The 20,956-nt window shown below is 70.4% G+C and carries 21 protein-coding genes and 3 pseudogenes; 16 read left to right on the forward strand and 8 right to left on the reverse strand.

Features of this window, described 5'->3' with window-relative positions:
• Positions 1 to 35: 35 nt before the first annotated feature.
• The 9 genes and pseudogenes from ABZU99_RS01050 (at position 36) to ABZU99_RS01090 (ending at position 6,395) form a co-directional block, all read left to right on the forward strand.
• Positions 36 to 1,163 (forward strand): NADH:flavin oxidoreductase, encoded by a 1,128-nt coding sequence (locus tag ABZU99_RS01050; RefSeq protein WP_355946951.1) that lies wholly within the window; start codon positions 36 to 38, stop codon positions 1,161 to 1,163.
• A gap of 139 nt (positions 1,164 to 1,302) precedes the next feature.
• Positions 1,303 to 1,910 (forward strand): annotated as a pseudogene (locus ABZU99_RS01055) (serine/threonine-protein kinase); the annotation flags it as partial.
• A 271-nt stretch (positions 1,911 to 2,181) separates the two neighbouring features.
• Complete coding sequence (locus ABZU99_RS01060; RefSeq protein ID WP_355946949.1) at positions 2,182 to 2,340, forward strand: hypothetical protein; 159 nt, start codon at positions 2,182 to 2,184, stop codon at positions 2,338 to 2,340.
• A gap of 342 nt (positions 2,341 to 2,682) precedes the next feature.
• Positions 2,683 to 3,687: a hypothetical protein gene (locus ABZU99_RS01065; RefSeq protein WP_356044282.1), complete on the forward strand. Its 1,005-nt coding sequence runs from the start codon at positions 2,683 to 2,685 to the stop codon at positions 3,685 to 3,687.
• A 173-nt stretch (positions 3,688 to 3,860) separates the two neighbouring features.
• Positions 3,861 to 4,169, forward strand: a pseudogene (locus ABZU99_RS01070) (protein kinase); the annotation flags it as partial.
• 25 nt (positions 4,170 to 4,194) lie between these two features.
• Positions 4,195 to 4,680, forward strand: a pseudogene (locus tag ABZU99_RS01075) (C-terminal helicase domain-containing protein); the annotation flags it as partial.
• 225 nt (positions 4,681 to 4,905) lie between these two features.
• Positions 4,906 to 5,175: a hypothetical protein gene (locus tag ABZU99_RS01080; protein ID WP_355946945.1), complete on the forward strand. Its 270-nt coding sequence runs from the start codon at positions 4,906 to 4,908 to the stop codon at positions 5,173 to 5,175.
• Positions 5,168 to 5,476: a DUF6879 family protein gene (locus ABZU99_RS01085; protein ID WP_355946943.1), complete on the forward strand. Its 309-nt coding sequence runs from the start codon at positions 5,168 to 5,170 to the stop codon at positions 5,474 to 5,476. The genes ABZU99_RS01080 and ABZU99_RS01085 overlap by 8 nt, the downstream gene beginning before the upstream one ends.
• Before the next feature lie 595 nt (positions 5,477 to 6,071).
• Positions 6,072 to 6,395, forward strand: a complete 324-nt coding sequence (locus ABZU99_RS01090; protein WP_355946939.1) for a hypothetical protein — start codon at positions 6,072 to 6,074, stop codon at positions 6,393 to 6,395.
• On the opposite strand, the gene ABZU99_RS01095 is transcribed toward ABZU99_RS01090, so the two are convergent.
• The 3 genes from ABZU99_RS01095 to ABZU99_RS01105 all read right to left on the reverse strand — a co-directional run bounded on the left by ABZU99_RS01095 (position 6,377) and on the right by ABZU99_RS01105 (position 8,124).
• Complete coding sequence (locus ABZU99_RS01095) at positions 6,377 to 6,859, reverse strand: hypothetical protein (RefSeq protein ID WP_355946937.1); 483 nt, start codon at positions 6,857 to 6,859, stop codon at positions 6,377 to 6,379. The two genes, ABZU99_RS01090 and ABZU99_RS01095, sit on opposite strands and share 19 nt — an antisense overlap.
• Positions 6,860 to 7,007: 148 nt before the next feature.
• Positions 7,008 to 7,403 carry a DUF427 domain-containing protein gene (locus tag ABZU99_RS01100; protein ID WP_355946935.1) on the reverse strand — a complete coding sequence of 132 codons (396 nt, stop codon included), beginning with the start codon at positions 7,401 to 7,403 and terminating at the stop codon, positions 7,008 to 7,010.
• 229 nt (positions 7,404 to 7,632) lie between these two features.
• Positions 7,633 to 8,124 (reverse strand): MarR family transcriptional regulator, encoded by a 492-nt coding sequence (locus ABZU99_RS01105; protein ID WP_356044526.1) that lies wholly within the window; start codon positions 8,122 to 8,124, stop codon positions 7,633 to 7,635.
• A gap of 138 nt (positions 8,125 to 8,262) precedes the next feature.
• On the opposite strand from ABZU99_RS01105, the gene ABZU99_RS01110 reads away from it, so the two are divergent.
• Positions 8,263 to 10,707 carry an MFS transporter gene (locus ABZU99_RS01110; RefSeq protein ID WP_356227648.1) on the forward strand — a complete coding sequence of 815 codons (2,445 nt, stop codon included), beginning with the start codon at positions 8,263 to 8,265 and terminating at the stop codon, positions 10,705 to 10,707.
• 48 nt (positions 10,708 to 10,755) lie between these two features.
• On the opposite strand, the gene ABZU99_RS01115 is transcribed toward ABZU99_RS01110, so the two are convergent.
• On the reverse strand, positions 10,756 to 11,010 hold the full coding sequence (locus tag ABZU99_RS01115) for a hypothetical protein (RefSeq protein ID WP_355946931.1): 255 nt from the start codon (positions 11,008 to 11,010) through the stop codon (positions 10,756 to 10,758).
• Positions 11,011 to 11,173: 163 nt separating this feature from the next.
• Here ABZU99_RS01115 and ABZU99_RS01120 point away from each other — a divergent pair, with 163 nt between their 5' ends.
• A complete protein-coding gene (locus tag ABZU99_RS01120; protein ID WP_356044274.1) occupies positions 11,174 to 11,947 on the forward strand; it encodes an alpha/beta fold hydrolase in 774 nt (257 codons plus the stop codon).
• An 815-nt stretch (positions 11,948 to 12,762) separates the two neighbouring features.
• Here ABZU99_RS01120 and ABZU99_RS01125 read toward each other — a convergent pair.
• A complete protein-coding gene (locus ABZU99_RS01125; RefSeq protein ID WP_356227651.1) occupies positions 12,763 to 13,284 on the reverse strand; it encodes a GNAT family N-acetyltransferase in 522 nt (173 codons plus the stop codon).
• A 244-nt stretch (positions 13,285 to 13,528) separates the two neighbouring features.
• Here ABZU99_RS01125 and ABZU99_RS01130 point away from each other — a divergent pair, with 244 nt between their 5' ends.
• Positions 13,529 to 14,062: an AAA family ATPase gene (locus ABZU99_RS01130; protein ID WP_355947010.1), complete on the forward strand. Its 534-nt coding sequence runs from the start codon at positions 13,529 to 13,531 to the stop codon at positions 14,060 to 14,062.
• 157 nt (positions 14,063 to 14,219) lie between these two features.
• On the opposite strand, the gene ABZU99_RS01135 is transcribed toward ABZU99_RS01130, so the two are convergent.
• Complete coding sequence (locus ABZU99_RS01135) at positions 14,220 to 15,329, reverse strand: ferritin-like domain-containing protein (protein WP_356044271.1); 1,110 nt, start codon at positions 15,327 to 15,329, stop codon at positions 14,220 to 14,222.
• Between the two features lie 191 nt (positions 15,330 to 15,520).
• Between ABZU99_RS01135 and ABZU99_RS01140 the strand changes: the two genes are divergently transcribed.
• The 4 genes from ABZU99_RS01140 to ABZU99_RS01155 all read left to right on the forward strand — a co-directional run bounded on the left by ABZU99_RS01140 (position 15,521) and on the right by ABZU99_RS01155 (position 18,949).
• Entirely contained in the window at positions 15,521 to 16,450 is a 930-nt protein-coding gene (locus ABZU99_RS01140) for a diiron oxygenase (RefSeq protein ID WP_355946920.1), read from the forward strand.
• Positions 16,451 to 16,480: 30 nt separating this feature from the next.
• Positions 16,481 to 17,269, forward strand: a complete 789-nt coding sequence (locus ABZU99_RS01145) for a TetR/AcrR family transcriptional regulator (protein ID WP_356044269.1) — start codon at positions 16,481 to 16,483, stop codon at positions 17,267 to 17,269.
• 22 nt (positions 17,270 to 17,291) lie between these two features.
• A complete protein-coding gene (locus ABZU99_RS01150; protein ID WP_355946914.1) occupies positions 17,292 to 17,558 on the forward strand; it encodes a hypothetical protein in 267 nt (88 codons plus the stop codon).
• A gap of 143 nt (positions 17,559 to 17,701) precedes the next feature.
• Positions 17,702 to 18,949, forward strand: a complete 1,248-nt coding sequence (locus ABZU99_RS01155; RefSeq protein WP_356044266.1) for a C40 family peptidase — start codon at positions 17,702 to 17,704, stop codon at positions 18,947 to 18,949.
• Between the two features lie 20 nt (positions 18,950 to 18,969).
• Here ABZU99_RS01155 and ABZU99_RS01160 read toward each other — a convergent pair whose 3' ends face one another.
• The gene (locus ABZU99_RS01160) at positions 18,970 to 20,232 is read right to left on the reverse strand and encodes a styrene monooxygenase/indole monooxygenase family protein (RefSeq protein WP_355946909.1); all 1,263 of its coding nucleotides are present in this window, start codon (positions 20,230 to 20,232) and stop codon (positions 18,970 to 18,972) included.
• A 77-nt stretch (positions 20,233 to 20,309) separates the two neighbouring features.
• A complete protein-coding gene (locus ABZU99_RS01165; protein WP_355947007.1) occupies positions 20,310 to 20,951 on the reverse strand; it encodes an ATP/GTP-binding protein in 642 nt (213 codons plus the stop codon).
• Between the last annotated feature and the right edge of the window lie 5 nt (positions 20,952 to 20,956).

Here is a 20,956-nt window from a genome sequence, read left to right on the forward strand (position 1 = left end):
AGTTGTCATGTTTAACTGTTTCGCGAGGAGCCTCAGTGACTCTCCCAGTTTCCGCCGACCGTGCGGCTCAGATCCTGTCCCGGCCGGTCTCTCTGAACGGCCTGACCGTTCCGAACCGGATCGCGATGGCGCCCATGACCCGGCAGTTCTCCCCGGGCGGAATCCCGGGCGAGGACGTGGCGTCGTACTACGCGCGCCGCGCCGCCGCCGGCGTCGGCTTGATCGTCACCGAAGGCACGTACGTCGGTCATGAGTCGGCCGGGGAGAGCGATCGGGTCCCGCGCTTCCACGGCGAGGAGCAGCTGGCGGGCTGGGCGAAGGTCGCCGAGGCCGTGCACGCGGCGGGCGGGACGATCGTGCCGCAGTTGTGGCACGTCGGCATGGTGCGCGACGCCGGCAAGCCCCCGTTCCCGGACGCCCCGGCGATCGGCCCGTCCGGCATTCGCGTCATCGACGGCACCGAGGGCGCCGGCAAGTCGATGTCTCAGCAGGACATGGACGAGGTGATAGGGGCGTTCGCCGAGGCCGCGGCCGCCGCGGAGCGCATCGGCTTCGACGGGGTGGAGCTGCACGGCGCCCACGGCTACCTCATCGACCAGTTCCTGTGGTCGAAGACCAACCAGCGCACGGACGCCTACGGCGGTGACCCGGTGGCCCGTACGAAGTTCGCCGCGGAGCTCGTGGCCGCGGTGCGTGCGGCGGTCTCGCCGTCGTTCCCGGTGATCTTCCGCTACTCGCAGTGGAAGATGGGGGCGTACGACGCCAGGATCGCGACCACCCCGGAGGAGCTGGAGGCCATCCTGACCCCGCTGGCCACGGCCGGTGTCGACGCCTTCCACGCCTCGACGCGCCGCTACTGGCTCCCGGAGTTCGACGGCTCCGACCTCAACCTCGCCGGCTGGACGAAGAAGCTCACCGGCAAGCCGGTCATCTCGGTCGGGTCGGTCGGCCTGGACGGCGAGTTCATCCGCAGCTTCCAGGGCGAGGGTGCCCAGGTCAAGGACATCGACAACCTCCTTGACCGCTTGGAGCGCGAGGAGTTCGACATGGTGGCCGTGGGCCGTGCGCTGCTCCAGGATCCGCAGTGGGCGGCGAAGGTGCTCGAGGGGCGGTTCGGAGAGCTGGCCGCATACGATGCGGCGGCGCTGCGGACGCTCAGCTGACGGAGTAGGGCGGCGCTTTCTTCTGCTGGCGCCGCCCAGCCCGAGCCCCCAATCGCAGCCCCCCGCCGGCGTCCGCCTCTTAGCTCTCGGCGACGAACCGCCCCACTAACATGAGGCGCCGTCACGGCACTCCATAGCCATGGGGCCAAAGCCGAGCGGGAACAGGGCGTTGGACGCGTTGGGTGGGGACGACCCCACCGAGATCGGCGGGTACCGGGTACGCGGCAGGGCTGGGCGTCGGGGGTATGGGCGCCGTCTATCTCGCCTACACCCGCGGTGGCCAGCCCGTGGCCGTCAAGGTGATCCGGGGCGAGCACGCCCGGGACGCCGAGTTCCGACGCCGCTTCGCACAGGAGGTCGAGGTGGCGCGGCGGGTTCAGGGGCCGTACACCGCGCCCGTCCTGGACAGCGACACCGCCGAACACGCGCCCGTGGCTCGCCAGTGCGTACGTCGCCGGGCCCGCTCTCAGCACGGCCGTGGCCGAGCATGGGCCGCTGCCGTCGACGACGGTGTTGCAGCTGGTGGCCGGGGTGGCCGAGGCGTTGGAGTCGATCCACCGGGCGGGGTTGATTCATCGCGATCTGAAGCCGTCCGATGTGCTGCTGGCCTCCGACGGGCCGCGGGTCATCGACTTCGGAATCGCCCGGGCGATGGACGCCACGGCCCTGACCGGGCCGGATGTGCGGCTGGGCACGCCCGGCTTCATGGCGCCGGAACAGATCGCGGGACGGGAGTTCACCCCGGCGCTCTGGTCTCCCAGGTGAAGGACGGCGACGCCAACCTGGACGACGGCGCGAAGCCCACCACGACCCGGGTCGTCAGTGCGGGCAAGGCCCGGCTGTTCGGCGACGCGGGCGGAGACGGCCGCCCAGCTGCGCACGGCGATGGCGGACGTCGTCGCGAAGGGCACCGGCAGCGCCACCCGGGTCGATGGCGCGGAGCTCGGCGGCAAGTCCCCCACCGCGCGCGGAGGCGCGGGCGGCGTGGAGGCGCGGGCGGCGTGGAGGCGCGGGCGGCGTGGAGGCCAACTGGTCCACCTCGTACGCCCGGCGGGGCGGAGGAGGCAAACGGGTCGCCGTCGCGGTGGTCGTGGAGGACCAGGGCGCGAGTGGCGCGAGGGACGGCGGTCCGGCGGCCCGGATCGCCAAGCGGATCACGCAGGACTCGATCGACTAGGGCTCATCTGATGGGGCGTAAGGCGTCGGTCGTCGGCCGGTGCCGTCCCAAGCATGTAACGACTTCTACGGGAATCGCGGTGCGTCGCCCAAAGGCGTTTGCATTCGGCTCATTTAGGGGGAAGGTGCTTCGAGGGGGCGTGTCACGGAAGGAAGGGATCATTCCGGAATTGGGAGTCATCTCCGGCCCTCCGTTCCGGCACATGATCGGCGCAACCGGCACCTTCGGGCCGACCGGCGCCGAGCCGAGGCCAACGCGGCAGCGACCGACTCGACACCTGAGGAGCGAGCAGTGCCCGCCCTTGGAGATCTCCGCGACAGATATCCTTCCGATATTTCCCAGATGACGATGCTGCGGCTGTTCGGTATTCGCACCGCGGGCCCCCGCAACACATGGTCCCTCAAGCGGGCCGTCCCCTTCATCGTGGTGAACGTCTCGCCGCTCCTGCTCGCAGCCATCGGGCAGATTCTGGATCCGGCCCAGGCCTCGCGCATGATTCCCTATTTCGGCTGGCTGGCCTACTACTGCGCGGTCAACTTCGTCGTTGTGCTGTGCCAGTGGAGCGGCTGTCGCCTCTTCAACGCGATCACCCAGAGCATCGACGAGATGCTGACCATTAGAGGCCGCATCGAGTTGCACGCGTGGCTTGATCGGGGCAACCCTCAACGGCGGCAGGTACGTTACATGCTGCTGGGCTCAGTCATCGCGGTCATCGCCCTCTTCGGCTTGTCCACCATCCAGCGATTGACCGACCACCTGTACATCGGCCCGGCCTCCTACATCGCCGTGGCGCTCACGGGTGCCGCAGGCGCCAACTGTCTCTACTGGATCCTCAGAGCGGCACGCCTCTCCAGGCTCATCACCCGGCGGGGGCACATCAGACTGTGGTGGATGTCCCCGGCCAATACGCCCGGGATCGAATGTCTGTCACGCTGGTACCGGATAGTGACGGCCTGGGCCGCTCTGGGAGGCACGATCGCCTTCGCACCGGCCGTCTACATCTCCCGGTATGTACCGGGAGAACGGGTGTTCGCCGTTATCAAATGGGGCCTGGCGATTACCCTCATGGTCTCGGTCGCCCTGTTCGGGCTTTATTCGCACTGGCGCCTGTCCGCTACCGTCACGGAGAAGAGAATCGCGTCGCTGCGCCGCCTCAAACGCGCCCTGCCGCAACAGCCGCCCAGCGCGTCCGGCCAGGTCGATGACGAAAGCATGCGACTTTTCGAGTTGTTCAGTCGCGTCAGCGGAAGCCCGACCGGCGTGATCAACAACCAGACGATCGCCACCATGACGCTGACACTTCTCACCGGAGCCATCCCGGTGATCATCACACTGCTCATCCGCTGACTCGGTGCTCCCCGGGCAGCCCCTGTACCCCTCTGGAGCGCAGTCCCCCGACCGCCGTATCCCTCACCGAGCCCGGTGCCGACCCAAGAACCGCCCGACGCTCTCTACGCGGGTCCACTGCCGTTGTTCAGAGCACATCCCCGCCACCCATCAGCTCCCCAACGAGGACGCCGGTGCACAGGACTCCCCTCAGCCCCGAGGACCCGGCCGAACTCAACGGCTTCGAGTTGCTCGGCTTTATCGGTCACGGCGGCATGGGTCAGGTGTATTTGGGTGAGTCCCCGGGCGGTGAATCTGCTGCCGTGAAAGTGATCAAGCCATCCGCAGTCGACACCGAGACACGGCTGCGCTTCGCCCAGGAAGTCGAGATACTCAAGACCATCTGGGGCCCGCGCATCGCCGCGTTCCTGGACGCCGACGCGGAGGCCGAACGGCCCTGGCTGGCTACGGAATACGTGGAAGGCCCCGACCTGCGCAAGCACGTCGACACGCACGGTCCGTTGCACCGCCGCAGAGCTCGCCGCCCTGCAACGCCTGAGCGAGCTCGCCGACGCGATGACGGAGGACGACTCCGCGCGGTTCACGGCCCTGGTCGACCAGCTCAAGGCGATCGGCGTCGATCCGAGATCGGATACCCGGGTCGTGGTCTTCTCCGAGCGGGTCCAGACCCTGGGATGGCTGCGTACCGTCCTCCCGGCCGCCCTCGGCTTCCGGGGCAAGGCGGCGAGCGAGGCCGTGCGCCTCATGCACGGCGGTCTGTCCGATGAGCAGCAGATGCAGTGCGTGGAGGACTTTGGTCTCGCGGACACCGCCGTGCGCGTCCTACTCACCGGCGATGTGGCGTCCGAGGGCGTCAACCTGCACCGCCAGTGCCATCAGCTCGTCCATTACGACGTGCCGTGGTCACTGATCCGTATCAAGCAGCGCAACGGCCGTATCGACCGTTACGGGCAGGCCCATCGGCCCGAGTTCCGCGCGCTGATCCTCACCAGCGCGGTGAAGGGGGGCCGCTCTCATCCAGCTCTTCGTGTGGCAGAAGTGCTGGCTGCCTGCGGCCGCTTCAAGTGAGACGGAAGCCGCGATCCGCCAAGAACAATCTCGGCCACGTGACACTGACATGACGCCAAGTCATTGCGTCAGACCTCTGCACGCCCTTACAGTCGGCAACCATGGTATGACTAATCGTGCCTGGCGGTAAGTCAACAACCGGAGGAAATAGTGGCCCGTTCATGGGATGCGGATCCCGCCGCATCGTTTGCGCGCCGGTTAGGGAAGTCGCCGAGTGAACTCGGCAACACGGGTGACCACAACGACTGCCCTGATATCTGGCAGCTCGATAACGGTGATATTGCGGTGATCGGGCGGGACCTCACCGATACATACAGGTCACGCCTTCCTGCTGATGTCCGCATCGCCATGGATGAACGACTCGTCGTCATCCCGGGAAATACACTGAGCGCGGCGAAGTCGGAGATTCCGGATGCTTAGCCTCAAGGTCCCTGCCCTCGATGTCTCCCAGGGCGAACGGCTGTCACGGGACGTCTACCGGGTCGACTTTCAAGAGCGGGTGTGGGACAACAACGGGCGGGATTCATGGAAACTGGAGAGGCAACAGCATTTCCAAGAGCCCGGCAGCGACAGCCGGAAAGCCTTCGACCGAGGTGATTGGGAAGGCGCGTTGCGGCTCATCGAGCAACGCCGCGAGGGGCTGCTGCAGTACATGGGCGAGGCGGAGAAGTCCGCCGGGCGCAGCACTTACTCCACGTCCTGGTCGGCGCCCATCTGCTGACACAGACCGCGCCCGACCGCTTCGAGTTCCACGATCTTCTGCGGGCCTACGCCGCCGACCAAGCTCAGCACGAGGAGCAAGCCGAGGCCCGCGAGGCGGCCCGGCTGCGCGTATTGAGATGGTATCTGCACGCTTCCGAGGCCGCACGGACGTGCGTCAGCCCGGCGGAGCCGCCCGTTTCGATCGATTCACCACCCGACGGCGTCACGCCGCCAGCCCTCGCGGACTACGACGAGGCGGTGCGCTGGTACGAGTTGGAGCACGGCAATCTCCTGGCCGCCACGCATGCCGCCGCTGACGCCCGGCTGGTACGAAGACGGTCGGGCGGCCGCGATGCGTGCGAGGATCGGCCAGGATCTGGAGGCCGCTGAAGGCTGAGGCGGCTCTTCGTTCTCCGCTCGCGCGGTCGCGGGTGGTGGCTGTACAGGCGGCCGATCTCGTCAAGGCCGGTACGCTCCCCAGGTCAGACATGACCATGCCAGAAAGCGGGGGGGTTCGGTTCAGCATGTCCTTTGGGAGTGAGCATCGGTTGCCGCCGGAAGTGATGGCGGACCTCACGCGTAAAGAACCCGCGGGGAAAGAGCATCTGGTGTGGGTGGGACTGACGGTTCTGTTGGCCGTTGTGGCGGCGTTGATGCTGCTGCTGCCGACCAGCTTTCACGAGACGATCCAGCGTCCGAGCGGGCTGGAGAAGAGCCTCTCCCTGGAGTGCGGGTCGGTGGTCTCCGCCCATGCGGAGCGGGTGGAGGGCGAGTACTCCCGCTACCCCGAGCAGTGCACCGTGGCGCGGACGGAGCGGGCCGGGTATGCGGGGCTCGCGCTCGCCGGGGCTCTCCTCGCCACGGCGATCGGCGGCGCCGTCCGAGGCCGGCGGTCGAGTGGTTCGCGGGGCGAGTCGCGTCAGCCGGGCTTTGGCTGAGGGCGGTGAAGGGGGCAGGGGAGGTCGGGGGACCAGTGGTTGGGAGAGCAGGTGACCAGGGCCAGGGAGAGGAAGGAGGTGCGGCCCAGGTAGAAGCCGAAGGAGACGTCCCCGCCATGGGCCAGCCTTTCCGCGGCTGTGGTGACCAGGCGGGACAGGCGGGCGGTGTCCGCTTCTTGGTGGGAGAGGAAGCCGGGGGCGTGTTCGGTGAGTTCACGGCCGAGCCAGGCTGCCGCGTCCTTGGGTTCGTCGAAGGTGGCCCGGATCAGCCCTGGTGTTTTGAGGAGCCAGTTCGCCGTTTCCAGCGGGGGCAGCTCGGAGCGGCGGAAGGCGTCGATGAGCGTGCGGTAGTACTCCTCGTCCTCCGGCGTGACCGGCGGGCGGGGGCGGTCCGGGAGGCGGCGGAGGGCTTCGCGATCGAACAGCTCCTTTTCGCCCAGCCAGGAGTACGCGTGGATGTGCACGCGTCAGGCGTTCCCTGGCGGGGTGTTGGGTTAAGGCCGCCGGTGGGGTGATGGTGTGTCGGCGGCTCGGCGGCGGCTCGGCGGCGGCTCGGCGGATTCTGCGGGCGGCGCACCGTTGCGCCGGTCTTGGGCTTGCTTCGTGGTCGCGTTACCCCGTTACCGTGATCTTCGCTACCTCGTCGTAGAACGACAGATGGTCCTTGATCTGCGCCACCGTCTCGATCGGCTCCGGGTAGGCCCACACCACATCCGGCCGGGGCTCGGCTCCTTCGCCCGCCGCGCCGCGGTACGTCCAATAGGCCGCCTGGCCCTTGAAGGGGCAGGTGGTGTGGGTGTCCGTGGGCTCGAAGACGGTCAGATCGACGTCCTCGGGCGGGAGGTAGTAGCGGACCGGCAGCCCGGTCTCGTGAACGAGCAGCGGGCGGTTCGACTCGGCGACCACGCGGCCGTCGATCGCCACCGTGACGTGCTGGGAGCCGCGCTCCACGTCCACGCGGTGCCCGCCGGTGCCGGTGGTCGGGGGGTGGGGGGTACGGGTCGACATGTCGATCTCCTCCGGTCTCTTTCGGGGTTCTCCCCCGTCTGCTCCGGGGCTTCTCCGGGGCTTCTTCGGCGCTTCTTCGGCGCTTCTCCGGGACTTCTCCGGTCTACTCCGGGGCTTCTCCGGTCTGCTCCGGGTCTTCTCCGGGTCTTCTCCGGATCTTCTCCGGGTCTTCTCCGGATCTTCTCCGAAGTCCTTGTCAGCGACAACGCATGGATCCGGGTGGGGATTCCTACGCGTCGGACTCGCGTGGCCACGGGCGGGCGTCCTGGGTTTCCACCTCGCGGTTGAAGCGGGTCAGGACCTCCTCGAAGCGGGCCACGTCCTCCGGTGTCCACGACGCGAGGAGCCGGGCCAGGCCTCTCTGGCGGCATTCGCGTTCGGCGGCCATGCGGTCGGTGCCCAGCGGGGTGACGCGGAGCTTGCGGGCCAGGCCGCCGTCGGGGTCGGGGATGCGCTCCAGGAGACCGCCGCGGAGCAGGGTGGCGGTCTGGCGGTTGACGGTGGAGACGTCCAGCTGGAAGGCGTCCGCGAGTTGGCCGATGGACATCGCGCCCTCGGCGTCCAGGCGGGAGAGGAGCAGATACGCCGAGCGGTCCAGGCGTTCCGGGCCGCACTGCCCGCCCCCACCGGCCTGGTCGTCGGCGCCCTGCCCCTTCCGCTCGCGCGGGGCCAGCACATGGCATCGGGCGACCAGCATCAGCTCGCGTTCCAGTCGCTCCAGCACGTTTCCTCCTCGCCGCCCCCGTGCTCATCAATGGACATGTGCACGATACACATCATGTGTAGGATGCACATCTCCCCCCAATGCCTATGACACCCAATTGAGCACGCTGGAAACCCGCTTGGAGGCGGCAACCGCATGTCCCAGTCAGCCCCCGCCCGCGTCGACGAGCCACTGAGCGCCGCGCCGCCGTCCGGCTCGCCGCTTCCGCGTAAGGTCGGTGGCGGCTTCGTGGCCGTCCTCGCGTTCTGCGGCATCGCCGTCTCGGTGATGCAGACGCTGGTCGTCCCGCTGGTGACCGAGCTGCCCCAGCTGCTGCACACCACGAGCTCGAACGCGTCCTGGGTGATCACCGCCACCCTGCTCGCCGGTGCCGTCTCGACCCCGGTCATGGGGCGGCTCGGCGATATGTTCGGTAAGCGCCGGATCCTGTTGGTCGCTCTGGCGCTGCTGGTCATCGGCTCGCTGACCTGCGCCGTCACCTCCCAGCTGGTGGTCATGGTGATCGGCCGGGCCATTCAGGGCGGGGCAATGGGCGCCATTCCGCTCGGCATCAGCGTGATGCGGGACGAGCTGCCGCCGCAGAAGCTGGGCTCCGCGATGGCGCTGATGAGCTCCTCGCTGGGCATCGGCGCCGCGCTCGGGCTGCCGGCCGCCGCGTTCGTCGCTCAGCACACCAACTGGCATGTGCTGTTCTACGGAGCCGCGGGCCTCGGCGTGATCGCGATGGCGCTGGTCCTGCTCGTCGTGCCCGAGTCGTCCGTACGGACCCCCAGCCGCTTCGACCTCGTCGGCGCCGTCGGCCTCTCGGCCGGTCTGGTCTGTCTGCTGCTGCCCATCACCAAGGGCGGCGACTGGGGCTGGACGAGCGGCACAACCCTTGGGCTGTTCGCCGCGGCCGCCGTGATCCTGATCCTGTGGGGCCTCGTCGAGCTGCGCACCGCCCACCCGCTGGTCGATCTGCGCACCACCGCGCGGCGGCAGGTGCTGCTGACCAACCTCGCCTCGATCATGGTCGGCTTCTCCTTCTACGCGATGTCGCTCATCCTCCCCCAGCTGCTGGAGCTGCCGGAGGCCACCGGCTACGGGCTCGGCCAGTCGATGGTCATGGCCGGGGTGTACGTCGCCCCGATGGGCATCGCGATGATGCTGGTCTCGCCGCTGTCGGCGCGCATCAACGCCGCGCGCGGCCCCAAGGTCTCGCTGATCCTCGGGCTCATCGTGATCGGCGGGACGTACGGCGCGGGCATCGTGATGATGGACCACGTCTGGCAGGTCGTGGTCCTGTCCACCGCGCTCGGCGTGGGTGTCGGCATCGCGTACTCGGCCATGCCGACCCTGATCATCAGCGCCGTTCCGGCCGGCGAGACGGGCGCGGCGAACGGGCTCAACACCCTGATGCGGTCCATCGGCATGTCCACCTCCAGCGCGGTGGTGGGCGTGATCCTGGCACACCGGACCACGGACTTCGGCGGTTTGGCGCTGCCGAACACGGACGGGTTCCGGATGTCGTTCGCGGTGGCGTGCGCCGCCGCCGTCGCCGGTCTGCTGATCGCCTTCTTCCTGCCCGCCCGGCGCCCCGCCGCGCTCGGCGCGGCGGCCCCCGCGGCCATCTCCGAGCCGAGTGCCGAGGCCGATGCCGAGGTCGAGGTCGAGGTCGAGGTCGAGGTCGAGGTCGAGGTCGAGGTCGAGGTCGAGGCGGTCGGCGAGTCGGAGGCCGTGGCGGTTGCCGAGCCTGCCACCGCGGCCGTCGCCGAGCCGGCGCCCGCGGGCGTCGCCGCGACCGTAGCCGAGCCCGCCGACGGCGTCGGCAGCGTCATCCACGGCCGGGTCCTCGGCCCCGGTGACAGCCCCCTCGCCGACGCCGCCGTCACCCTGATCGACGCCGGCGGCCGCCAGCTCGGGCGCGTCGTCACCGGGGACGACGGCCGCTACCGCGTGACCACCCCCGTCACCGGGAGCCTCGTCCTCATCGGCTCGGCCACCGGTCACCAGCCGCAGGCCGCCACCCTGCTGGTCTCGGACCCGTCCGTCGAGTGCGATCTGCGGATGTCCGGCGGTGACGGCGTCGGCGGTGGTCTGACCGGCTCCGTACGGGCCCGCGGCGGCGAGCCGCTGGCCGGTGCGACCGCGACGGCGACCGGTCCCGACGGGCAGGTGGCGGGGTCGGCGACGGCCGACGAGAAGGGTGCGTTCGCGCTGGCGGAGCTGGCCCCCGGCCCGTACACGCTGACCCTCAGCGCCGCCGGACACCGTCCGCACGCCACCCAGGTGGAGATCACCGCCGGTGAGCCGGTCCGCGTGGAGGTGGAGCTGCGGCCCGCCTCCCAGGTCCGGGGCACCGTACGGGCTCGGGGCGGGCGTCCGCTGGAGGACGCCCGGGTCTCACTGCTGGACGCGTCCGGGGATGTCGTGGGGCAGTGCGTCACGGGCGAGGACGGGGGGTTCGGGTTCGAGGGCCTCGCCGGGGAGCAGTACACGGTGGTCGCGAGCGGCTATGCGCCGGCCACCCGGCCGGTCACGGTCGGCGGCGCGGAGGGCACGGAAGCGCGGAATGTCGACTTTCTGCTGACTCACGGCTAAATCCTGACCTCGGGCACGAGCAGCCTCCCACCCGGGCGCTGCTCCCGCTCATTCCGCCCCTTCTTCCTCGCCCTCTTCCTCGGGGAGGCTCTCCCACGCCTCGCCCTTCCGGAACAACTCGTACCCCTCCTCGTCCGCGATGGACTCCGCCTGGGCACGGCTGCGGAGGGAGATCTCATAGGTGTGGCTGTCAACCGTCGCGTGGACGCCCTCGCCGTCGGTGATCGTTTCGATCGAGTGCGTCTCATAGATGACGCGCCCCGGCTCGGCCTTGCTCCAGACCACGTGCATGCTCACTGCCATCGGACCCACTCCCGAAGACGAGTCCCCTGGTTTCAGGGTCTCATCTGCGCGCCGGGTGCACACGACCTGATGTTTTCGCCGTTCAAGCCGGACCGTAGGGGATTCCTGGTAGGGAGGCGGTGATCATTGGCACGTGCCCCGAGCGGAAGGATCCACCTCCACCATGACGAGTATCGCCCGTGGCGCCGACGCCTGGATCAGGCGCTACCAGGAGGCGCCGGACAGTGAGATACAGCTGCTCTGCTTCCCCTACGCAGGAGGGTCGGCCAGCTACTTCCTCCCGCTGTCGAAGGCCCTGACGCCGTCGGTAGAGGTGCGGGCGGTGCAGTACCCGGGCCGGCAGGACCGCTACCGCGAGCCGTGTGTGGAGCATCTGCACACGCTCGCCGACGCCGTGGTCCAGGCGCTGCGGGAGATCGACGGATTATTCGACAAGCCACTCGCGCTCTTCGGCCACAGCATGGGCGCCACGCTGGCGTACGAGGTGGCGCTGCGGCTGGAGAAGGGCCTCGGGGTGACGCCCGCCGTGCTCTTCGCCTCCGGGCGGCGCGGCCCGTCCACCCACCGCGACGAGAACGTGCGACTGCGGGACGACGACGGACTGGTGCGCGAGCTGCGGCTGCTGGACGGGACGAACGGGGCGGTGTTCCAGGACGAGGAGCTGCTGCGGATGGCTCTTCCCGCGATACGCGGCGACTACAGCGCCATCGAGACGTACCGCTGCGTCCCCGGCGAGCGGGTCAGCTGCCCGATCACCGTGCTGACCGGGGACGCCGATCCGAAGACGACCATCGATGAGGCGCGTGCGTGGCAGGAGCACACCACGGGCGCGTTCGAGCTCCAGGTCTTCCCCGGCGGGCACTTCTTCCTCAACGATCAAGTGCCGGTCGTGGTCAAGACGGTGGCGGAGCGGCTGCGGTCCGTCCACGGCGCGTAACGCGGTCCGTCCACGGCACGTAACACGGCCCGGGTCCGAGCGCCTGCGCGGTCCGGCTCCGGCGCCTGCGCGGTCCAGGTCCGGGCCACCGCCGTGGTCCGGGCCACCGCCGTGGTCCGGGTCCGGGTGCCTTCGCGGTCCAGGTCCGGCGCCTACGCGGCCCGGGCCCGGCGCCTACGCGGCCCGGGCCCGGCGCCTACGCGGCCCGGGTCCGGGCCACTGCCGTGGTCCGGGTCCGGGCGCCCTCGCCGTCCGGATCCGGGCGCCTACGCGGTCGAGGTCCGGGCGCCTGCGCGGTCCGGCTCCGGCACCTGCGCGGTCCAGGTCCGGGCCACCGCCGTGGTCCGGGTCCGGGTGCCCTCGCCGTCCGGGTCCGGGCGCCCTCGCCGTCCGGGTCCGGGCGCCTGCGCGGTCCGGCTCCGGCGCCTGCGCGGTCCAGGTCCGGGCGCGTAACGCGGTGCAGGTCCGGGCGCCTGCGCCGTCCAGGTCCGGGCCACCGCCGTGGTCCGGGTCCGGGCGCCTGCGCCGTCCAGGTCCGGCGCCTACGCGGTCCAGGTCCGGCGCCTACGCGGCCCGGGTCCGGCGCCTACGCGGCCCGGGTCCGGCACCTGCGCGGCCCGGGTCCGGCACCTGCGCGGCCCGGGTCCGGGCCACCGCCGTGGACCGGGCCCGGATCCGGACGGGCCCGGGTCCGGACGGGCCCGGGTCCGGACGGGCCCGGGTCCGGACGGGCCCGGGTCCGGACGGGCCCGGGTCCGGACGGGCCCGGGTCCGGACGGGCTCGGGTCCGGACGGGCCCGGACCCCCACCGGCCGCTAGCGCACCTCCCGGCGCATACAGACCCGTGGCCAGCGGTCCAGGCCGTGGCCGGCCTCGCTACGGCGGATCGCCCGCAGTCCCGGGGTCAGCTCGGCCTCCGTCAGCGTCCGGAAGCCGCAGCGCGCGGCGTAGTACGGCGCGTTCCATGCCACGTCGACGAACGTGGTCAGGGTCAGCGCCGGTACGCCCTCGGCGGCGGCCCGGGCCGCGGTGTGCTCGATCAGCGCCCGTCCCACCCCGCGCCGGGCGCTGTCGGGGTGGACCGAGACCTGCTCGATATGCACATTCCCGTCGACGGGTTCGGTGATCAGGTACGCCATCGCCCGGTCGGTGTCGTCCACCGCGACCCAGGCCCGTCCCTCCCGCTGGTAGTGGCACAGCTCCTCCAGGCTCAGGGGCTCGTCGTCGGCGACTTCGTCCATCCCGATGTCCCGGAAGCACAGCCCGGCGGCGCGCTCTATCTCCTGGAGGACGGGGAGTTCCTCAATGGTGCTCGTTCGAATCCGCACGAGCACCATCATCCTCCGGCCGCGGCGCGAAGAGGTGCCCCCCACCGCCGTGGAGAGCACCCTTTGGCCGTTCCCGAACTGCCGATGCCACCGGGCCGAGGTCACCCCGAGGCCCCCCGGCGCTCCCGGGGGCACTGATCACGAAGGTAGCAAGAGCCCTGTCACGGGCGGGTGTTGGTGGGTCACGTCCGCACCACGCGCCGCAGCGCGGGTGGTGGCCCCGGTGGTGGCGGCCGAGGGCGGGGAGCGGCGCGTGATCGTCTGGCTGAACGGCGCGTTCGGAAGCGGGAAGACCACCCTGGCCGCCGAGCTGAGCCGACGGTGGCCCGAGGCGCTGGTGTACGACCCCGAGCAGATCGGCTATGTCCTGCGGAACATCGTGCCGGTACCGACCGGGAACTTCCAGGATCTGCCGCTGTGGCGGCGGCAGGCGGCGGCCATGGCCATCGGACTGGTCGAGGAGTACGGGCGGCCGGTGCTGGCCCCGATGACGGTGGCCGACCCCGACTACCTCGGCGAGATCTTCGGGGCGCTCGCGGGCGCGGGCGTGACCGTGCGCCACTTCTTCCTCAAGGTCTCCCCCGAGGTCCTGGAGCGCCGGCTCGACGCCCGCGTGGTCGCGCCCGGCGACCCCGAGCGCGACGAGGCCGCGCGGCGCTGGGGCAAGGAGCGGATCCCGGCCTGCACGGCCGCGGTGGATCGGATGCCCAGCGACACCGTCTTCCTGGACGGCGAGCGGCCGACGCACGAGCTCGCGGAGGAGGTGCTGACACGCCTGGGCCGGTGACGCGGGCGGCGGCCCGTTGACACAGGGCGGCGGTCCCTTGACACGGGCGGCGGCCCGTTGACGCAGGCGGCGGCCCGTTGACGCAGGCGGCGGCCCGTTGACACGGCGGCGGCCCGTTGATGCAGGGCGGCGGCCCGTTGACACGGACCGCCCGCCCTCAGCCTTCCACCGCGCCCTGCGCGATCGCCTCCTCGACCTCCCCCGTCCGCGCCGCCTCCTCCGCCGCGAAGCGCTGCTCGTCCAGCCGCTGGGCCAGCTCCTCGTCCTGGGCCATCAGCAGGTCGAGGTTGCTGTCGCCGAGCTCCAGCACGCCCATGTCGACGTACGCCCGCTGGAGCCGCTCGCCCCACAGGCCGATGTCCTTGACGCAGGGCACGATCCGGCTGAAGAGCAGCTTGCGGAACATGTGCAGATACGGCGACCGCTCGCTGAACTCCTCGGCCTCGGCCTTCGGAATGCCCAGGTTCTCCAGCACCTCGACACCGCGCAGCCGGTCGCGCATCAAGTAGCAGCCCTCGATGACGAATTCCTCGCGCTCCCGCAGCTCCTTGTCGGTCAGCTGCCGGTAGTAGTCGCGCAGCGCCATCCGGCCGAAGGCCACGTGCCGGGCCTCGTCCTGCATGACGTAGGAGAGGATCTGCTGCGGCAGTGGCTTGTCGGTGGTGTCGCGGATGAGGCCGAAGGCGGCGAGCGCGAGGCCCTCGATGAGCACCTGCATGCCCAGATAGGCCATGTCCCAGCGGGAGTCGCGGAGGGTGTCGGCCAGCAGTGCCTGCAGATTGTCGTTGATCGGGTACATCATCCCGATCTTTTCGTGCAGAAAGCGGCCGTAGAGCTCGGCGTGGCGCGCCTCGTCCATGGTCTGGGTGGCGGAGTAGAACTTCGCGTCGAGGTCGGGTACGGATTCGACGATACGGGCCGCGCACACCATCGCGCCCTGTTCGCCGTGGAGGAACTGGCTGAACTGCCAGGAGGCGACGTGGTGCCGCAGTTCGCCCTTGTCGCGGTCGCTCATCCGGTCCCAGTACTTGGTGCCGAAGAGGGCGAGCGCCTCGTCCGGCTGGCCCAGCGGATCGTACGGGTCGACGTCCAGCTCCCAGTCGATCCGCTTGGTCGCGTCCCACTGCTTGTCCTTGCCCTTTTGGTAGAGGGCGAGCAGCCGGGCACGGTTGTCGTCGTACTCCCAGCTGAATCGGGCGGCACCGTCGGCCGGCACCTGCCACATGGGGTCCCCGGGATCCATCGCGTAGAGCTCTTGCGTCGACACCGACGCCTCCTTCGCCTCGCTCCCCCGTGAACGGATGCGTACTCGGCAGGCTCACACGCCCGTTACCGAATGGTCAACAACACCTCCGGAGGGATTGACGCGCTTGCTGACACGCAGTCTCATAAGGTGTGTCCGCCGGTAACCGATCGATCCGGCGTTACGTCCGAGCCATCAGCGAGGTGCCCTCAGCGATGACGACCACGACCGAACCCTCCGCGCTCCGGGACGCGCTCGGGCTGATCAAGGACCGTGAGCGGGTGGCGGAGCGGCTCCTCCAGTCCTCCGCCAAGCACTCCTTCGACCCCGACACCGAGCTGGACTGGGACGCGCCCTACGAGCCCGGCAAGTGGTTCTGGCCGCCGGAGCTGGTGTCCTTGTACGACACCCCGATGTGGCGGCGGATGTCGGAGGAGCAGCGCATCCTGCTCTCCCGGCACGAGGCCGCGGCGCTGGCCTCGCTGGGCATATGGTTTGAGATCATCTTGATCCAGCTGCTCACCCGGCACATCTACGACAAGTCCGCGACGAGCAACCATGTGCGGTACGCGCTCACCGAGATCGAGGACGAGTGCCGCCACTCCAAGATGTTCGCGCGGCTGATCGCCAAGGGCGGCACGCCCGCCTATCCGGTCTCCCGGCTGCACCACAATATGGGCCGGTTCTTCAAGACGTTCTCCACCACACCCGGTTCGTTCACCGCGACCCTCCTCGGCGAAGAGGTCCTGGACTGGATGCAGCGGCTGACCTTCCCCGATGACCGGGTGCAGCCGCTGGTGCGCGGGGTGACCCGGATCCATGTCGTGGAGGAGGCGCGCCATGTGCGGTACGCACGCGAGGAGCTGCGCCGCCAGATGCTGCGCGCGCCCCGCTGGGAGGCGGAGCTGACCCGGGTCGGTTCGGGGGAGTTCGCCCGGATCTTCTCGCAGGCGTTCGTCAATCCGCAGGTGTATACGGACGTCGGGCTCGACCGGCGCGCGGCCGTGGCCCAAGTGCGGGCGAGCGCCCACCGGCGCGAGGTGATGCAGAACGGCGCCCGGAAGCTGACCGAGTTCCTCGATGACGTCGGTGTGATGCGGGGGTTGGGCCGGCGGCTGTGGAAGAGCTCCGGGCTGCTGGCCTAGTCGTTACCGGGGGCGGTTACGCTGCCAGGCATGACGACAGGCAGCGGCACCACCCCGGCGCCCCCGGCAGCGGCCCCCGCGCAAGTGGCGCCCCCGGGTGCGGCGCCACGCCGCGGGGCCTACCGCAGGCTCAGCGTCGAGGCACGCCGCGCCGAACTGATCGGCGCGGCGCTCGACCTCTTCGCCCGCCGCGCGCCCGAGGACGTGTCGCTGGACGATGTCGCCTCGGCCGCAGACGCGTCCCGACCGCTCGTCTACCGCTACTTCCCCGGCGGTAAGCAGCAGTTGTACGAGGCGGCGCTGCGCAGCGCCGCCGATGAGCTGGAGCAGTGCTTCGAGGAGCCCCGCAGCGGTCCGCTCAGCACCCGGCTGAGCCGGGTGCTGGACCGCTATCTCGCCTTTGTCGACGAGCACGACGCGGGTTTCAGCGCGTTGCTGCAGAGCGGCAGTGTCGTCGAGACGTCGCGCACGACCGCGATCGTGGATGAGGTGCGGCGCGCGGCGGCCGAGCAGATTCTGCTCCATCTGGCGGTCAAGGAGCCGGGTGCGCGGCTGCGGATGATGGTGCGCACCTGGATCACGGCAGTCGAGGCGGCGTCGTTGATCTGGCTGGACGAGGGGAAGCAGCCGCCGGCCGGGGAGCTGCGCGACTGGCTCGTGGATCACTTCGTCGCCCTGCTGGCCGCCACCGCGTCGAGCGATCCCCAGGCGGCGCGGGTGATCCGGGCGGCGCTGGCGGTGGAGCCGGCGCAGGGCCCGGTCGGCGCGTTCGCGCGCCGCGTGGTGCCGGTGCTGGGTGAGGCGTCGCATCTGCTGTGAGCGCTGGTGTGAGACTGGCACGGTGAGAAGCGAGGAGACGCCCTTTGTGGGCGGGCCGCTGGACGGCCGGGTCCTTCCGGTGCTGGTCGGCGCCACCGGAGCGCCCCCGAAGACGTACGAGATCCCGGTGGAGGACGAGGCGGGCGGGCCGCCGACGGTGTATGTCTACCGCCGGGTTCCGGCAGGGGCCTCGAAGCGGCTGGGTCTGGTCCGGGGCTGGGCCTATGAGTACGACCCGGAGGGCAGGCCGCGTACCGGACTGAAGTGGCCGTGGTCCAAGTCGAGCTGACGGCGCGACGGACGACGATGCCGCCACCGGACGGGTGACCGTAATAGTCCGACTCGCCCATAGTTCTCCTGAAGATACGACCGTCATGCCACGATCCTGCTGAGCTGGCACCGACAGAGGTGCTGGAAGCCGGAGGTGAGCTCGTGTCAGGACGCATCGTTGGCTCGGTCTGTGCGGCGGTGATCACCGCCGCCGCCGCGCTCGTGACGCCCCTCGCGGCGGCCACGGCGGCCGCCGCCCCCACCCGCCCCGAGGAGCGCTCCGTCTCCGAGCTGCTGACACAGCTCAAGACCCTGTACCGGAAGGCCGAGGAGGCGACCGAGGCGTACAACGCGACGGAGGAGAAGCTGCGCGAGCAGCGCGCGAGGACCAGGGAGCTCACGGAGGCCCTCGCCCGCACCCGTACCCGGCTGGCCGACAGCCGGCAGGACGCGGGGCGGCTGGCCCGGGAGCAGTACCAGGGCCACACCCCGCTCGCCGGCTACACCTTTCTGCTGACGCTGCTCGCCCCCCATCCGGAGGACGCCGCCGACGAGGTGCGCGAGCTCGACCGGGCGGCGGGCCGCGAGGCGGCCGTCATCGAACGGCTGACGAGGGGCGAGCGGCGGGCCGACGCCGTCGCCACCAAGGCCCGCGCCGCGCTGGACCGGCAGATGTCCCTCACGGCGAAGAAGAAGAAACAGCACGACAAGGTGAAGAAACGCCTCGCGGCCATCGAGAAGACCCTCGCCTCGCTGACCGCCCGCGAGATCACCCGGGTGGCGGAGCGCGAACGCGAGGAGACCGAGACGGCACAGCGCGAGCTGGTCGCCTCCGGGGCCCTCGGCTCGGCCAACGGCGCGCCCCAGGACGCCGCCGATCCGCCCGCCCCGCGCACGCCGGCCGCCGGCCCCGGCCGGGGCACCGGCCGCCGCGGCGGGACTGGGGGCACCGGCCGCCGCGGCGGGACCGGCCGGACCGGCGGGACCGGCCGTCCGGGCAAGCCGACGACCGGCACCCCGCCACGCACCCCCACGTCCTCGGCGTCGGCCGGCCAGCGGGCGCTGCGCTACGCGCTCAACCAGATCGGCAAGCCGTACGTCTGGGGCGCCGAGGGGCCGAACGCCTTCGACTGCTCGGGCCTGACCTCCCAGGCGTGGGCGCACGCCGGGCGGATCATTCCGCGCACCAGCCAGGAGCAGTGGCGCCGGCTGCCCAGAGTGCCGCTCGGCCGGCTGCGCGCCGGTGATCTGGTGATCTACTACAGGGGCGCGAGCCATGTGGCGCTGTACGCGGGCAACGGCCAGGTGGTGCAGGCGCCGCGCCCCGGCCAGCGGGTGAAGCTCTCCCCGCTCGCCTCCAACCCGCTGCAGGGCGCGGTGCGGCCGGGGTCGGCCGTCACGGCCAGGTAACCGCGCCCGGCCGTGAGCGGTCAGCCGGCGGACGGGGCGGCGCCGAGCTCCGCCAGGTAGGCCGCGGTCTTCTCCGGCTCGTAGAAGAAGTTCTCGAAGTCGGAGGGGTCGTCGAAGCCGTTGGCGAAGCGGTTCGCCACGGCGGGGAGGCTCATGGCCGCGCCGAGGAGGTTCACGATGTGCTCCGGCGGCGGCGCCAGCATCGCGTTCGTCCACTTGGTGACGTGCTGGGCGGTCTCCCAGTAGCGGTCGAAGGTGGACTGCATCCAGTGCGCGTCGAACGGCCGGTCGCCGTGCTCGACGATGCTCTTCAGGTACGAGGCGGCGCACTTGGACGCGGAGTTCGAGCCCTGGCCGGTGACCGGGTCGTTGGCGACCACGACATCGGCGACGCCGAGGACCAGACCGCCGCTCGGCAGCCGTCCGATGGGCTTGCGCACGGTCGGGGCGTAGCGTCCGGCCAGCGTGCCCGCGGCGTCCGTCAGCTCCACCTGGGTGGCGCGCGCGTACTCCCAGGGCAGGTACCGCTCCATCAGCTCCAGCGTGCGCGCCAGGTGCTCGGAGGGGTCGGTGATTCCCTGGAAGGCGTCGGCCGGACCGCCCGGCACGCCCTCCCAGAAGAGGATGTCGGCGCGTCCGGTGTTGGTGAAGGTCGGCATGACGAAGAGCTCGCCGACACCGGGGACCAGGTTGCAGCGCACCGCGTCGAACTCGGGGTGCTCGGGGCGCGGGCCGAGGCCGTGCACATAGGCGACCGCGAGCGCACGCTGCGGGGTGGTGTACGGGGAGCGGGAGGCGTCGCGGCCGAAGAGCGAGACGAGTTCGCCCTTGCCGGCGGCCACCAGCACCAGGTCGTACTTGGCGGCGAAGACGTCCAGGTCGGAGACGGCCGCGCCATGGATGACCACCTGGCCGCCGCGCTGTTCGAATGCCTCCATCCAGCCGGCCATCTTGACCCGCTGGTCGACGGACTGGGCGTAGCCGTCGAGCCTGCCGACCCAGTCGATCACCCGGGCGTGGTGCCCATCGGGGGCCGGCGGCCCGGCGACGGAGACGCCGAGACCCTCGATCCGCGGTGCCTGCCCCTCCCAGAAGTTGATCTTCAGGTCGCGCTCGTGCTGGAGCGCGGTGTGGAACATGCACTGGGTGGACATGACGCGCCCACCGCGGATCTCATCGGCCGTCCGGTTGGACATCAGGGTGACCTCGTACCCCTGGGACTGCAGGCCGAGGGCGAGCTGGAGGCCGGATTGCCCCGCCCCGACGATGAGTATCTTCCGCATGCTTGTCGACTCTCCCTCAAGCTCAGGTGAAAAAGAGGAATGGATCGGTCCATTCCGCGAGCGGAGCTGAGGTTACGTCACTCAGGTGAGAGGTCAACGGCGTGCCCCACCAATGCCAGCAGCGCATCCACCACGGTGATCCGCTGACGTGCGTCCATGATGACTACGGGTACGTTCGCGGCCACGGAGAGCGCGTCCCGTACGTCCTCGGGCTCGTACCGCGGCGTCCCCTCGAAGTGGTTCACCGCCACCACATACGGCAGCCCGAGGCTCTCGAAGTAGTCGAGCGCCGGGAAACTGTCCTCCAGGCGCCGGGTGTCGGCCAGCACCACCGCGCCGATCGCCCCGCGCATCAGGTCGTCCCACATGAACCAGAACCGCTGCTGGCCGGGGGTGCCGAAGAGATACAGCACCAGATCGGATTCCAGCGTGATCCGGCCGAAGTCCATCGCGACGGTCGTGGTCAGCTTGTCCGGCGTGGCGTCCAGATCGTCGATGTCCTCGCTGGCCTGCGTCATCAGCGCTTCGGTCTGCAGCGGCGTGATCTCCGAGACCGAGCCGACGAAGGTCGTCTTGCCGACGCCGAAGCCGCCCGCGACCACGATCTTGGTGGAGATCGGCGCGCGCGAACGGTCCGTCTGCCACCCCTGAAGCGCCTCGTCGGCGCCGGGTATTCCGGCGCCGGACGCCTTCGACGCTTCCGGCCCTGTCACGGTCATCGTCG

The sequence above is a fragment of the Streptomyces sp. NPDC005266 genome, from assembly GCF_040607655.1.
Lineage (GTDB): Bacteria > Actinomycetota > Actinomycetes > Streptomycetales > Streptomycetaceae > Streptomyces.

What these genes read in the sequence shown, in the direction of transcription:
- ABZU99_RS01065 (WP_356044282.1), top strand. Translation starts at nt 2,683, where the DNA reads ATGACGATGCTGCGGCTGTTCGGTATTCGCACCGCGGGCCCCCGCAAC.
- ABZU99_RS01085 (WP_355946943.1), top strand. Translation starts at nt 5,168, where the DNA reads ATGCTTAGCCTCAAGGTCCCTGCCCTCGATGTCTCCCAGGGCGAACGG.
- ABZU99_RS01100 (WP_355946935.1), bottom strand. Translation starts at nt 7,403, where the DNA reads ATGTCGACCCGTACCCCCCACCCCCCGACCACCGGCACCGGCGGGCAC.
- ABZU99_RS01110 (WP_356227648.1), top strand. Translation starts at nt 8,263, where the DNA reads ATGTCCCAGTCAGCCCCCGCCCGCGTCGACGAGCCACTGAGCGCCGCG.
- ABZU99_RS01115 (WP_355946931.1), bottom strand. Translation starts at nt 11,010, where the DNA reads ATGGCAGTGAGCATGCACGTGGTCTGGAGCAAGGCCGAGCCGGGGCGC.
- ABZU99_RS01120 (WP_356044274.1), top strand. Translation starts at nt 11,174, where the DNA reads ATGACGAGTATCGCCCGTGGCGCCGACGCCTGGATCAGGCGCTACCAG.
- ABZU99_RS01125 (WP_356227651.1), bottom strand. Translation starts at nt 13,284, where the DNA reads ATGGTGCTCGTGCGGATTCGAACGAGCACCATTGAGGAACTCCCCGTC.
- ABZU99_RS01140 (WP_355946920.1), top strand. Translation starts at nt 15,521, where the DNA reads ATGACGACCACGACCGAACCCTCCGCGCTCCGGGACGCGCTCGGGCTG.
- ABZU99_RS01145 (WP_356044269.1), top strand. Translation starts at nt 16,481, where the DNA reads ATGACGACAGGCAGCGGCACCACCCCGGCGCCCCCGGCAGCGGCCCCC.
- ABZU99_RS01160 (WP_355946909.1), bottom strand. Translation starts at nt 20,232, where the DNA reads ATGCGGAAGATACTCATCGTCGGGGCGGGGCAATCCGGCCTCCAGCTC.
- ABZU99_RS01165 (WP_355947007.1), bottom strand. Translation starts at nt 20,951, where the DNA reads ATGACCGTGACAGGGCCGGAAGCGTCGAAGGCGTCCGGCGCCGGAATA.